The 13,804-nt window shown below is 47.7% G+C and carries 10 protein-coding genes; 9 read left to right on the top strand and 1 reads right to left on the bottom strand.

The annotated features are described in order from the left end of the window. Positions 1-8: 8 nt before the first annotated feature. The 4 genes from BLV33_RS16585 (at position 9) to BLV33_RS16570 (ending at position 6,427) form a co-directional block, all read left to right on the top strand. Entirely contained in the window at positions 9-2,111 is a 2,103-nt protein-coding gene (locus tag BLV33_RS16585) for an ABC transporter ATP-binding protein (protein ID WP_090794080.1), read from the top strand. Between the two features lie 56 nt (positions 2,112-2,167). After that, complete coding sequence (locus tag BLV33_RS16580; RefSeq protein ID WP_090794077.1) at positions 2,168-2,473, top strand: hypothetical protein; 306 nt, start codon at positions 2,168-2,170, stop codon at positions 2,471-2,473. Positions 2,474-3,174: 701 nt separating this feature from the next. Continuing rightward, positions 3,175-3,882, top strand: coding sequence for a 23S rRNA pseudouridine(2604) synthase RluF (rluF, locus tag BLV33_RS16575; RefSeq protein WP_090794075.1), 708 nt, complete (start codon positions 3,175-3,177; stop codon positions 3,880-3,882). Positions 3,883-4,066: 184 nt separating this feature from the next. Then, a complete protein-coding gene (locus BLV33_RS16570) occupies positions 4,067-6,427 on the top strand; it encodes a YcdB/YcdC domain-containing protein (RefSeq protein ID WP_090794072.1) in 2,361 nt (786 codons plus the stop codon). Positions 6,428-6,577: 150 nt separating this feature from the next. Here BLV33_RS16570 and BLV33_RS16565 read toward each other — a convergent pair whose 3' ends face one another. After that, positions 6,578-6,802, bottom strand: coding sequence for a DUF1540 domain-containing protein (locus BLV33_RS16565; protein WP_090794069.1), 225 nt, complete (start codon positions 6,800-6,802; stop codon positions 6,578-6,580). 142 nt (positions 6,803-6,944) lie between these two features. Here BLV33_RS16565 and ilvA point away from each other — a divergent pair, with 142 nt between their 5' ends. From ilvA to BLV33_RS16540, 5 genes are all read left to right on the top strand, one after another. Further along, positions 6,945-8,201: a threonine ammonia-lyase IlvA gene (ilvA, locus tag BLV33_RS16560; protein WP_090794067.1), complete on the top strand. Its 1,257-nt coding sequence runs from the start codon at positions 6,945-6,947 to the stop codon at positions 8,199-8,201. Between the two features lie 35 nt (positions 8,202-8,236). Then, positions 8,237-9,730: a putative bifunctional diguanylate cyclase/phosphodiesterase gene (locus BLV33_RS16555; protein WP_090794064.1), complete on the top strand. Its 1,494-nt coding sequence runs from the start codon at positions 8,237-8,239 to the stop codon at positions 9,728-9,730. Between the two features lie 244 nt (positions 9,731-9,974). Then, positions 9,975-11,069, top strand: coding sequence for a BMP family lipoprotein (locus BLV33_RS16550; protein ID WP_090794061.1), 1,095 nt, complete (start codon positions 9,975-9,977; stop codon positions 11,067-11,069). A gap of 121 nt (positions 11,070-11,190) precedes the next feature. Then, positions 11,191-12,732: an ABC transporter ATP-binding protein gene (locus tag BLV33_RS16545; protein ID WP_090794058.1), complete on the top strand. Its 1,542-nt coding sequence runs from the start codon at positions 11,191-11,193 to the stop codon at positions 12,730-12,732. Beyond that, positions 12,725-13,804: an ABC transporter permease gene (locus tag BLV33_RS16540; RefSeq protein ID WP_090794055.1), complete on the top strand. Its 1,080-nt coding sequence runs from the start codon at positions 12,725-12,727 to the stop codon at positions 13,802-13,804. The genes BLV33_RS16545 and BLV33_RS16540 overlap by 8 nt, the downstream gene beginning before the upstream one ends.

Genomic DNA, 13,804 nt, shown 5'->3' with positions numbered 1-13,804 from the left:
GAAACCTCATGAAACATACAGGAATTCGTTTATTTCAATACGCGGCTTTGTTTAAAAAGCCGATCCTCATAGCTTTGCTGCTGCTCGCTGTAGCGGTTTCAGCCGAATTGGCGGGCCCGTTTGTCGCCAGGCAAATGATCGACCGCCACATTCTGGGCATCGAATCTCCTTGGTTCGAGACAGCCAGGGGAGATAAGACGGTTCCTTTTGACGGCACTTTTTACAAGAGGGGCGATCATTTCGCAGTCGGCGATACGAAGGGCCAGGAGGTTCGCATTTTGCAGGTTGGCCGCAAATTTGTTTTCGTGGATCAACCGGTCGCATTTGACGGTCAGCGTAAATTGGAGGGCAGCGAGCTGACCATTACCAAGGGCACCGAAACCGCGGTTTATCCCGTGAAAGCGCTGGACACCATGCAGTTGTTTGCTTTTTATCAGCCTGAATTCGGGAGCTTGCTGAGGCTGGCGCTGTTCTACTTCGCCTTGCTCGTGATGGGGGCACTTTTCACCTACGGTCAAAAGTATCTGCTGCAAACTTCGGCCAACAGGATCATTCAAAAAATGCGGACCGATGTATTTGCGCAAATTCAGCGGTTGCCTATTACGTATTTTGACAATCAGCCAGCAGGTAAAATCGTCTCCAGAATCACCAATGACACAGAGGCCATTCGCGAGCTGTACGTGCAGGTGTTGGCCAACTTTTTCACCGGCATCATCTATATCACGGGTATCATTATTGCTTTGTTTGTACTGGATTACCGGCTTGCCCTTTTCACCGTTCCGATCGTTCCGATGATTTATGTGTGGATTCTGGGCTACCGAAAGTTTGCTTCGCGCTACAATCATGAGATCCGTGAGCGGCTTGGCAATATCAATGGGATGATTGCTGAGGGGATACAAGGGATGTCGATCATTCAGGCTTTTCGCCGGCAAAAAGAAACCCTGAACGAATTCGAGGAGCAAAACGAGCAATATTTCACCTTTCAGCAGAAAATGCAAAGGCTCAACTCCATCACCTCGCACAATCTGGTCAATGTGATCCGCAACGTGTTTTTCTTCGGGTTAATCTGGCTGGTGGGCGGCGGGTCGCTTGGGTTGGCGGGTGTTGTTGTGACGGTTGGGGTTTTGTACGCTTTCGTGGATTTTTTGAACAGACTGTTCCAGCCGGTTGTAGGGATAGTGAACCAGCTCGCTAATTTGGAGCAGGCGCTGGTTGCGGCAGATCGCGTGTTTGAGCTGTTGGACCAAGACGGTCTGCCTGTAGCCAAAGAATCGATGAAGCGTTACAAAGGCAATGTTACCTTCGAGAACGTCAGCTTCGCTTACAAGGAAGAGGAATATGTGCTGAAGCAGCTTAACTTTGAGGCAAAGCCTGGTGAAACCGTGGCTTTAGTCGGGCATACCGGATCAGGCAAAAGCTCCATCCTCAACCTGCTGTTCCGCTTCTACGACATCAAGCACGGTCGGATCGCGATTGACGGGCAGGATATCCGCGACATTCCGAAGCAAATGCTGCGCCAGCACATGGGCATTGTGCTGCAGGATCCGTTCCTCTTCACCGGAACGATTGCTTCCAACGTGAGCCTGGACGATCCGTCCATCTCCCGGGAGCGTGTTGAACAGGCGCTGCGCGATGTGGGCGCGGATGAGATGTTCCGCACCCTTCCGAAGGGTATCGATGAGCCTGTGATCGAGAAGGGCAGCACCCTGTCCGCCGGCCAGCGGCAGCTCATCAGCTTCGCCCGGGCGCTGGCGTTTAACCCGGCGATCCTGATTCTCGATGAGGCGACAGCCAGCATCGATACCGAGACCGAGGCCATCATCCAGGCCGCGCTTGAAGTGCTCAAGAAGGGGCGCACCACCTTCGTCATTGCCCACAGGCTGTCGACCATCAAGGACGCCGACCAGATTCTTGTCCTCGACCACGGTGAAATCGTCGAGCGTGGCAATCATGAGGACCTGATGCGGCAGCAAGGTCGGTATTATCAAATGTACCTGCTGCAGCAGGGACAGAAGCAGGCCTCGTCCAGCGCTAAAGCGGATGCCGGTATGGAAGCTAATGCTGACGCTCAGCTTAACTCCAACCCGGATCAGGTGAAGCTTGGGTCATAAGTCATCCATATACGTGATATAATATGGATATCTTTACTAAGAAACGAGGGAAACCCATGAGACGGGACACTGTACGGCTTTTGAATCTGATTCAAATGATTTCGGAAATTTGCATTGCAGCGGGGTATTTGATTGGTTTGATTCCTTTTGCGTATATATGGTCCAGCGGCTGGGTGATTCCGCTCGTTTTTGTCAGTCTCGTTATTGCATTGATCAATAAGAATGGCACGTTGATGTTCACAATCGCCAACCTGGCGATGGCTTTCCTGAGCTATATTCCGGCCGTTGGTTTCCTGTTCCGTCTCATTGGAACCGGGATCTCCGTGATCAACCTGCGCATGTTAAGAAGAGGGAACTACTAGTTCCATCATGTAATCGATCCCGGAAAGGAGTGCTAACTGAAACCAGTTAGATCACTCCTTTTTTGTTTGGATCTTAAGTCTGGCTGTGGTTGAATATCTCTCCATTCTGAGATATGTACAACAAAATGGAGAGGTAAACACTATTTTACACCTCAATTGTAGGTATCTCAGAAAAAAATCCGAAGGTTCATCATGGTATGTAGGGAAAAATCGGGATGATAAGTATGGAGGATGAGGACAGGACAAGCCGTGTGGACTAACATCCAGATGCAGAATGTACATCATAAAAAGCCGATTGCAAAAATATTTGAAGTCGAGATGTAAAACCTGCATCTGGAATTCGGGGATTCGATGGATTTTGCTGAAATTGGCTAATTTAGATGTAAGTTTTGCATGCTGTAGGCTCGAATTGAGGAAATTTAATGATTATAGATGTAGGTTTTACAACTAGCAACAAATTGCCTATGCGCAACTAATAGCATTTAAGCAGCACCTTGCTGGCACTAACCAGCACCTTACTGGCATTAACCAGCACCAACCCGCATCAACGATGATCCATTGTCATTTTCATTATTGTACAGGAATGACCCCTGCATTGTATCTGACCGGTGCATCAGACTTGAACCTTACGGCTGTATCCAGCATAATGGGGGAGAATGAACCAATAGCACTATTTTAACAAATAAGGGGAATTCCCAGCGATGCGAATCAATAAATACATCAGTGAAACCGGCATTTGCTCCCGACGCGAAGCTGATAAATGGATTGACGCCAGGCGTGTGACGATCAACGAAGGGATTGCCGAATTAGGCAGCACGGTGGAGCCCGGAGATGACGTACGTGTCGACGGCCGACCCATAGGCGCCAAGAAAAAGCATGTTTATATTGCGCTGAACAAGCCGGTTGGCATCACCAGCACCACGGAAACCCATATCCAGGGGAATATCGTTGATTTTGTGAATCACCCGGAGCGGATCTTCCCGATAGGAAGACTCGATAAGGACTCGGAAGGCTTGATTTTGATGACCAATCACGGAGATATCGTCAATCAAATTCTGCGGGCCGAGAACAATCATGACAAAGAATATGTAGTCACGGTCAACCGTCCGATAACACCTATGTTTTTGCAGGGAATGTCCAGCGGTGTAAAGATTCTGGGTACAGTAACCAAGCCCTGCACTCTCCATAAAGTGGGTGATCGCGTCTTCCGCATCATTCTTACGCAGGGGTTAAACCGGCAGATCCGACGCATGTGCGAAGCTTTTGGGTATCGTGTGACTCGACTGCAGCGCGTGCGGATCATGAACGTTGGGCTTGACGGTCTACCCGTCGGCAAGTGGAGGGATCTGACAGAGCAAGAATTGCAAGATCTCATGGCAACTTTGAAGAGCGATGAAACCAGAGTCTAGCGGCATGCGGCTAGTGCTCTTTTTTTGCCGTTATCTCAATGATTCAAGCTAAGGGTAATCTTGCCGATATTTGGGGCTGGAATTTGAAATGAAACAAATATGGATGCTCTCGCAACATATTTTGTGAAACCTCCGTATATAGGTTGATTGGAAATATTCAACATTATAAAGGAGGAAGAAAATATTGAAACTTCTTAAGCAAGCAGGAACTGCAGTTCTGGCTTCCGCATTGTTGTTTTCCTATGTTCCCCAGGTTTTGGCAAGCGACATTGCTGTAACGACCAGCTCTCCGGTTATGCCCGGCAAGGATGGAGCCGTTACCGCTGAAGCCAAAATCTCAAAAGAAAAAGCAATTGAACTAGCCCAGACATACATAACCCTGCCGGAAGGCTATACCCTGCAATCGGTGAACTTATCTACATATCCTATATACTCAGGGGTTGCTACTCCAACCTGGAATTTAAGCTATACCAAGAAGGTGAAGGATCAGTATCTAGGTAACATCAATATCACCATCAATGGGACGAATGGAAAGCTGACCGGCTACTATTTTAGCAACAACGATCCGGATCACAAACCAAGCTACCCGCCTAAGGTGAATTACCAAGGTGCCAAAGAAGCAGCAGCCCAGTGGATCGCAAAGATCAACCCGGATGAGCAGAAGCAGCTGGTGTACAACCAGCAAAATGAGCAATCGTTCCGCACGCCGCTAAATGGCGATTTTCAGTACAACATTCGCTATGACCGGATGGTTGACGGGATTCCTTTTCCGCAAAATGGGGTTTCCATTAGTGTGAATAGTGAAGGTGTTGTGACCAACTACTCCTATCAATGGGATGAATCCGCTGCTTTTGAAAAGGTAGCCTCCCCAATTTCTATGGAGAAGGCGGTTCAGGCATTCCGCGATAAAACGAAGGTTTTCTTGATCTATCAAATTCCGTATGGAGCTAAAGGTGAGAAAAAGCCGATCATCAGCTACAACATGAGCACTGTTTTTTTGAATGCTGCAACTGGCGAACCGTGGAGTCCTGAAGGCTATGACCTGCCGACCCAGTCGGATGCGAAGCCATTGACGGATAAACCGCTGGGTGCAAAGCCGGCCGCCAATTTGAACCTGACGAAGGAACAAGCCATCCAGAAAGTGCAAGACACGGTAAAGTTTCCTGCGGATGCAAAGCTGGAGAATGCTTCTTATAATGAAAGTACAAATCCGGAAACGGGTGAGAAAAACTCCTCCTGGAACTTGAACTGGAGCCAAGCCCCTGTTGACCCAACTTTAAGCGTATCAGGCAAAATACCTTATTCCATCTATGCGACCGTGAACAGCCAAACCGGTGAGCTGCTTAACTTCAACCATTACATTCCTTATAAGGACGGTCAAAACAAAGAAATAGTGGCTAAGGTTTCTCAGGAAACAGCCAAACAGCAGGCGATTGATTATGTCAAAAAGAATCTTCCTGCCTACACCGATCAATTGGTTCTAGACGATTTCACCTTGAATGCGATCCCACTCGATCAGCAAAAAACAATGCGGAATTGGGATTTTAATTTCCAAAGAATCATTGATGGTGTTAATGCCGCAGGGGAGAGAGTAAGCGTAAGCATAGACAAAACGACAGGCGAAATGGTTAATTACAATTTCTACTTCTCAAACATAGCTTTTCCAACTCAAAAGCCGGAAGTACTTCCGCTTGATAAAGCGAAGGATCTGTTGTTATCGCAATATAATATCGTGCTCGCCTATACCCCTCAGAATGGAAATATGGGATATGGTTACGGCGGGATTAGCTACCAAAAGATGAATGTGATGATCGCCGCCGGAGAAATTCCACCAGGAACGAATACGGATAAGAAATCGGCCAAACTCGTTTATATGCTGGTTCCCAAATATACACAGCAAGGCTTTTTCCTGGATGCAGTAACCGGGCAATGGAAGGATCCATCTACGGGTGAAGTGATCATTTTGGACAAAATAAAGGTTTCGGATATCGAGGGCCATTGGGCGCAAAATGAGCTGCAGCTGATGGTCGATTATCAAGCACTTGATGTGGTGAACGGCCAAGTGAACCCTAATAAGGTAATCACTCGCGGTGAGATGATCAAAATGCTCGTCATCGCGATGAACGGCGGCCGTGGGGGCATCAATTACGGCAAGGAGCGTGCGGCTTCTTTTGCGGATGTCATAAACGACTCCCCGTTGTTTGCCTATGTGGAGAATGCAGTGGATCGCGGATTGGTCGATCGAGGAACTGATTTAAACCCGAATGCGACCATGAACCGCGAGGGAATGGCGCAGCTTGTCGTCCGAGCCCTGGGCTACAAGAATCTGACCAAGTACAGCACCATCTTCAATGATAAGTTTACCGACGCAGCTGCGATCAAAAATATCGGCGAGGTGGCCATCGTTGTAGGACTAAACATCATGACCCTTTCTGACGGCAGCTTTGGATCTACGGAAGTGGTAACACGAGCCCAAGCGGCAACAGCCTTCTTCCGCTATTTGCAAAAACGAGCCGAGCTTCAGGACGGTCCTCGGTACTTTTAAACCAAGCCATACCAAATAGTGAGACTAAACAAAAAGCATACCCTCGAGGGTATGCTTTTTCGCTCAATGGGCAGAAGGAGCCAACTTGCGGGTAACTTGTGATATTAAGAAGTACTTTGCGGCTTATTACCATTTTTTGTAGTGTTAGGATTAATGATGATGTTTACGCTCTTCAAACGTCTGACAGCAAGTGTCCACAATTCCTGAAGCATTGTCCGTATGTCTGGAGTCGTATTTTTGGCCGCCTTTCCTCTCAGGCTGCGGCCTTTGTGCGTGGGCGTTGACCTCAATCATGATGACTTCTGCAACACAATTGTTGCCTTCCTCCCAATACTCACAGTTAGCAATACTGCATTTTACCATTGGATTCACCATATTTGATCACCTCCCCAATCATTACCCTGACCTGACGGGTTTTAAACTAAATTTAACTGTAGACTTCCTAGTTATATCTATCCAAGTTGTGATACAATAATCTATGAATTTTCAGCGGATTGTCGAAAGGGAGTTGGCGTAAGTGGCAGTGCCCGGAAAAGTAAATCCCGAAGATATCGTCAAAGCGAGCCATGTGCTCAGCCAAGTCATGGAGCCTTCTCCGCTGCAAAGAAATGAGATTCTCTCCAACCAATTCGGCTGCAACGTTTATTTGAAAAGAGAAGATATGCTGATCGTGCGTTCTTTTAAAATAAGAGGAGCTTATAATGTGATTCAAAGCTTGACCGCATCCGAGCGAGAAAGCGGGGTCGTGTGCGCCAGTGCAGGCAATCATGCCCAAGGTGTGGCTTATTCCTGCAAACAACTCGGGATAGAAGGCAAAATCTTTATGCCAACCACAACTCCCAGGCAAAAGATCACGCAGGTTAAATTTTTCGGCGGTGACAGTGTAGAAGTGATTCTGACCGGAGACAGCTTTGACGATGCTTCCACTGAGGCCAAAGCTTATTGCGCGCGTGAAAACAAGGTGTTTATCCATCCTTTTGATGATGCGAGGACCATTGCCGGACAAGGGACTGCAGGGCTGGAGATCATGGATCAAATGCCGGAAGCGCCGGATTATATTTTTGCGGCCATTGGAGGCGGGGGCTTGGTTTCCGGAGTTGCTGCCTATGTCAAAAGCGTTTCCCCGCAAACTCACATCATTGGCGTTGAGCCTGAAGGTGCGGCGAGTATGACCAAATCTCTGGCGGTAGGCGAAGTGGTGACACTTTCCTCCGTGGATCGTTTTGTCGATGGGGCTGCCGTCAAGCAGGTGGGTCAATTGAACTTTGACATTTGTAAACAAATGGTGGAGGATATTATCCTGATCCCGGCAGGCAAGGAGTGCACAACCATATTGGAGCTATACAACAACAATGCGATTGTGATTGAACCGGCAGGCGCGCTGTCTGTTGCGGCTTTGGATACGTACAGGGAGCAAATTCGCGGCAAAAATGTAGTATGCATCATCAGCGGCGGCAACAATGACATCGACCGGATGCAGGAAATCAAGGAACGCTCCATGATCTATGAGGGGCTCAAGCATTACTTTATATTGAATTTCCCGCAAAGGGCGGGGGCGCTTCGTGAGTTTTTGGAGGATGTTCTCGGCCCTAACGATGACATAACACGGTTTGAATATACGAAAAAAAATAATCGCGAAGACGCGCCGGCCTTGGTCGGAATAGAATTGAAGAATAAAGACGATTACGACCCTCTCATATTGCGTTTGGCAAACAAAGATTATGGGTATATAGAGATTAATAAAGATCCCAAGCTATTTAATCTCTTGATCTGAGTGGAAGCAGCTTTATATGAACCGGAGGATCGGATATGAAAAATCTACTATCCAAATATGCATGGCAGACAGGCTTGGTCCTGCTGGTTGTCAATATGCTTGCAACTGCTTCGATTTTCTGGCTGGGCATAGGGATCGGCGTAGTATTTATAAGCTGTGCAGCAGGAGCTTTTGCTTATTTCCTACACAGTTTACTGAAATCCAGAGACAAGCATGAGGAAATTGGCCTCCGAATGGAGCATTTGGCTTATCATGATGCCTTAACAGGGCTGCCCAACCGCAGGCTTTTTGAAGATCGCTTGAACCTCGCTTTAGTGCGTGCCAAAAGAAGCGGTCAAATCGCGGCTGTCATGTTTTTGGATCTGGATCGGTTTAAAATGGTGAACGATTCGCTCGGTCATGCCTGTGGAGATGAGTTGATTCGCATTACCGGGGAGCGTCTGCAGAGCTGTCTGAGGGAAGGGGATACCGTTTATCGGCAAGGCGGGGATGAATTCACGCTGCTGCTTGAAAATATTTCAAAGCCTGCAGATGTGCGACTGGTTGCAGGCCGCATTCATGCCGCAATGGATATACCGTATTCGTTAAATGGGCTAGAGCATCATATTACAGCCAGTGTCGGAATTTCTTTGTATCCCACAGACGGCGAAACGCTGGATGAGCTCATTAAACATGCGGATAAAGCGATGTATGGAGCCAAAAAGCGAGGAAGAAACAATTTTCAATTCTTTGCATCCGGCCTCGATACTTTGATGACCTATAAGCATGAGCTGGAAACAGCTCTTCGCCTTGCACTCGACAACGGAGAGTTGGAGATGCATTATCAGCCGCAATATGCGCTAAGCAACAAACGCATTATCGGCGTCGAAGCCATGATTCATTGGAACCGGGCAGGCAAGCAGTTTTCTAGCAACGAATGGCTCGCCGTGGCGGAAGAAACAGGACTCATCATCTCTATCGGAGAATGGGCTCTGCAAACGGCGTGTTTAAAAGCCAAGCAATGGCAGGCTGTCGGCTTTCAGCCTCTCAAGCTTTCTATCGGTTTATCGGTGGCCCAATTCAAAAAAGAGAATCTGGTTGAGCGAATCTCCGAAATTCTGGCGGAAGTCGGTCTGGATGCCAAATATCTGGAGCTTGACCTGGCGGAAGGAATTTCTATGCTCAGCGTGCAAAGCGTAGGGGAAAAGCTGCGCTTATTAAAACAACTGGGACTGCGCATTGCCATGGATGATGTGTGTGCTGGCATATTCTCGGGCTCAAGCTCGCAGCAGGTGCCAATGGATACCATCAAGCTGGACAGCAGTTTGATCCGTAATCTGCCGGAGGATCTCGAGAACCAGACCTTGGCAGTCGCAATTATTGAAATGGCAGAAAGACTTCACCTCAATCTGATTGCCAAAGGTGTAGAATCACAGGAGCAGCTGGCTCATCTGTACAAACTCCGCTGCAAAGAAGTTCAAGGAGAGCTGCTCAGCGGACCGTTAATGGACAGTGATTTTGAACACCTGATGCAGCAGCAGGCAGGGTAGTCAAAGGATGTAAACGTTTTATGAAAAAATAAACGACCCCACATGTAAAGACAACTCAAGTTTGACTTTTCTCGTGAGAGAATACATGTTAAAGTAGGAGTTGACTTTATTTTTGTATTATTATACCTTTGTTCAATAAACAACGAAAGGGGTTAGGGATTAGATACATAGCGTGGCATATTAGTTAATATAGGATGTATGGTTTTCTATTAAAACAAAAATTAATGTTGGGGGTTTTGTCAAAATGAGAAAAATGTTTTCTGTATCTTTAATATTAATGATGGTTATTGCGGTTGTTCTAACGGGTTGTGGAAAGAAAGCTGACACCAATACTGCGGCAGGTTCACCTACTCCTAAGCCTGCGTCAACAGCTCCGGCTGCAACTGCATCGGCAACGCCGGCACCGACACCAGCTGCGGCGGCTGCCATGAACATCGGAATGGTAACGGATATCGGCGGTGTCAATGATAAATCCTTTAACCAAAGCGCATGGGAAGGCTTAAAGAAAATCGAAGCCGATGGCAAAGCAAAAGTGAAATACCTGCAAAGTAAAAGCGACGCTGATTATACACCGAACTTGAACACCTTTGTCAAAGAAAAGTATAACTTAACTTGGGGTATCGGCTTCTTAATGGGCGATGCTTTGAAAGCTGTAGCTACTCAAAACCCGGATGCCAAGCTGGCTATTATCGATAACGTGGTAGACGCTCCTAATGTAGAATCCGTTACTTTCGCTGAAAATGAAGGTGCCTTTCTGGTGGGTGTAGTTGCCGGTTTAACAACAAAAACGAATAAAATCGGCTTTGTCGGCGGTATCGACATTCCGGTTATCAAACGTTTTGAAGCGGGATTCAAAGCTGGTGTTGCCGCAGTAAATCCAAATGCAAAAATTACAGTCAACTATACGGGTGCATTCGATAAACCTGATCTGGGTAAAGCAGCCGCTGCAACGATTTTCAATGATAAAGCTGACATCATTTTCCACGCAGCCGGTGCCACAGGCAACGGTGTATTTAATGAAGCCAAAGACCGTGTCAAAAAAGGTGAAAAAATATGGGTCATTGGTGTGGATAAAGACCAATCCCTGGAATTCGGTGATGATGTTACATTAACCTCCATGTTGAAGCGTGTCGATCAAGCGATCATTCGCGTATCCAATGATGTTATTGCCGGCAAATTCAAAGGCGGAGCTGCTAACGCAGTTGTTCTTGGATTGAAAGATAACGGTGTTGGATTACCTGATACTTCCACCAAAAATGTAACTCCGGATATCTTGAAAAAGGTTGACGAGTATAAAGCAAAAATCATCAGCGGAGAGATCAAGGTCGCTGATAAATAAACCATTTCTATGAATGACCTCATATCGAGCATGATACACATAAGACAAGGCTGGTTGTGTACAACTAGCCTTGTTCTTTGATTCCTAATGGCTTTTCAAAACTGACCGGTAGGGTGATCCGATGAATGCAGCCGTTCCCGTTGTTGAGCTTTCCAACATAACGAAGCGTTTTCCAGGCATTGTTGCCAATGACTCCATCAGCTTTAAGCTGCAGCAAGGCGAAATCCATGCTTTGCTAGGTGAGAACGGTGCGGGTAAATCCACCTTGATGAACATTTTATTTGGGCTTTATCAGCCGGATGAAGGCAGCATTTCACTGCAGGGCAAGGAAGTCGCAATTGACAGTCCGAATCGGGCAATCGAGCTTGGCATAGGCATGGTGCATCAGCATTTTAAGCTGGTGCAGCCATTTACAGTCACAGAAAATATCATCTTGGGCATGGAGCCCAAAAAAGGGCTTAATATTGACATTCGCCTCGCGCAAGAAAAGGTAAGAAAGCTGTCCGAGCAGTATGGACTTCGAGTAGATCCCAGAGCGAAGATTGAGGATATTTCGGTTGGCATGCAGCAGCGCGTAGAAATTCTAAAAACGCTGTACCGCGGCGCAAATATTCTTATTTTTGACGAGCCTACAGCCGTGCTCACCCCTCAGGAGATTAAAGAGTTGACGGTGATCCTGCGCAACCTGGTGAGAGAGGGCAAGTCGATCATATTAATTACGCATAAGCTGAAAGAAATTATGGAAATATCCGATACAGTCACAATCATCCGCAGAGGTAGAGCCATTGATACCGTGGAGACAGCGAAAACGACAACCAGAGAGCTGGCGGAGAAAATGGTCGGACGGGAAGTATCGTTCAAGGTGGCAAAAAAAGAGGCGAGTCCGGGGGAACCCATTCTCGAGGTGAAGCAAGTTACCGCACGTGACCACCAGGGTCTGCCTTCATTGAAAGGCATCCAGTTTGAAGTGAAAGCCGGTGAAATCCTCGGCTTAGCCGGAGTTGACGGCAACGGACAAAGTGAGCTTATCGAAGCATTGACGGGACTGAGAGTCATCGACAGCGGACAAGTTATACTCAAAGGAAGGGAGATTACCAATCAAACTCCGCGTCATATCGCCGAGGCAGGGCTATCTCACATTCCGGAGGACAGGCACAAGCATGGGCTGATTCTGGATTTTACCATGAGTGAAAATATGGTGCTTGAAACCTATTTCCATCCGGCCTATAACCGGAACGGTTTCCTGAATTATGATGCTATAGATAAGCATGCAGACACTTTAATCAAGCAATATGATGTTAGAACGCCGAGCATCTATAACAAGGCGCGTTCCCTTTCTGGAGGCAACCAGCAAAAGGCGATTATCGCCAGAGAGCTGGACCGCAACCCTGATCTGCTGATTGCGGCTCAACCTACGCGGGGCTTGGATGTCGGTGCGATTGAGTTCGTGCACAAGCAGCTCATTGAGCAAAGGGATCGTGGGAAAGCGGTGCTGCTCATTTCTTTTGAGCTGGATGAAATCATGAATGTATCGGATCGCATCATTGTCATTTATGAGGGTGAAATTGTCGGAGAAGTGCGGCCTCAGCAAACGAACGACCAGGAGCTCGGGCTCATGATGGCAGGCAGCAATCGAATGCAGAAAGGAGCCGTTCATGAATAAAGTACTCCGTATCTTCACCAGAGATACTGCCCTCACACCGTTGGTAGCCATTATTCTCGGCTTGCTGTTCGGAGCGCTTGTTATGCTTGTAGGCGGGTATAATCCCATTACGGCGTACAGTGCGCTGTTTGCCAAAATATTCAGTAATTCCTACGATTTCGGGGAAACCATCCGCGAGATTACGCCGCTAATCTTAACCGGACTCTCGGTCGCTTTTGCCTTTCGTTCCGGACTCTTTAACATTGGAGCTGAAGGCCAATTCATCATGGGGATGACGGGGGCGAGCTTCATCGGGGTGAAGATTCATGGACTGCCTTGGATTATTCATGCACCGCTTGCCGTCATCACTGGAGCGCTGCTAGCTGGATGCTGGGGGGCAATTGCAGGGTATTTGAAAGCAAGGCGGGGAGTCAACGAAGTCATAACCACGATCATGCTGAACTGGATTGCGTTGTTTCTGTCCAATTACATAGTCAACAGATTCCTGTTGCAGCCTGGACAGCAGCGTTCTTATATGATTCAAGAGTCTGCATCCGTCAGTATCGGCTGGTTATCGGCAATGATGGGGAATGCCCGTGTCCATTGGGGAACCTTGATCGCCCTGGTGGGCGCTTTGATCTTTTATATCATTTTGTGGAAAACGCGACAGGGCTATGAGCTCCGTGCGGTTGGACATAATATGCACGCCGCCAAATACGCGGGTATGAACGTAAACCGAAACATTATCAAAGCGATGTTTATCAGCGGCATATTTGCAGGACTCGCCGGTGTGTTTGAAGTCCTGGGTGTCTTTCATTATCAAGTGGTGATGGCCAGCTCGCCAGGCTATGGTTTCGATGGGATAGCCGTTTCCCTGCTGGGTGCGAATAATCCATTAGGTGTTGTGCTGGGCGCAACGCTGTTTGGCGGATTGACCTACGGCTCGGCAGGCATGAGCTTCGCTGCTGATGTACCGCCGGAAATCATCCGGATCGTGATAGGTTCCGTTATCTTTTTCGTGGCTACACAAGGTATCGTGAAGTGGGTTCTCATCCCGTTTTACGCCAAACGCAAGAAAGAGAGGGCGGTGTAA

It is taken from the genome of Paenibacillus sp. GP183, assembly GCF_900104695.1.
GTDB lineage: Bacteria > Bacillota > Bacilli > Paenibacillales > NBRC-103111 > Paenibacillus_AI.
The sequence above is the reverse complement of the archived record's forward strand: the minus strand, read 5'-3'. Positions and strand labels throughout refer to the sequence as shown.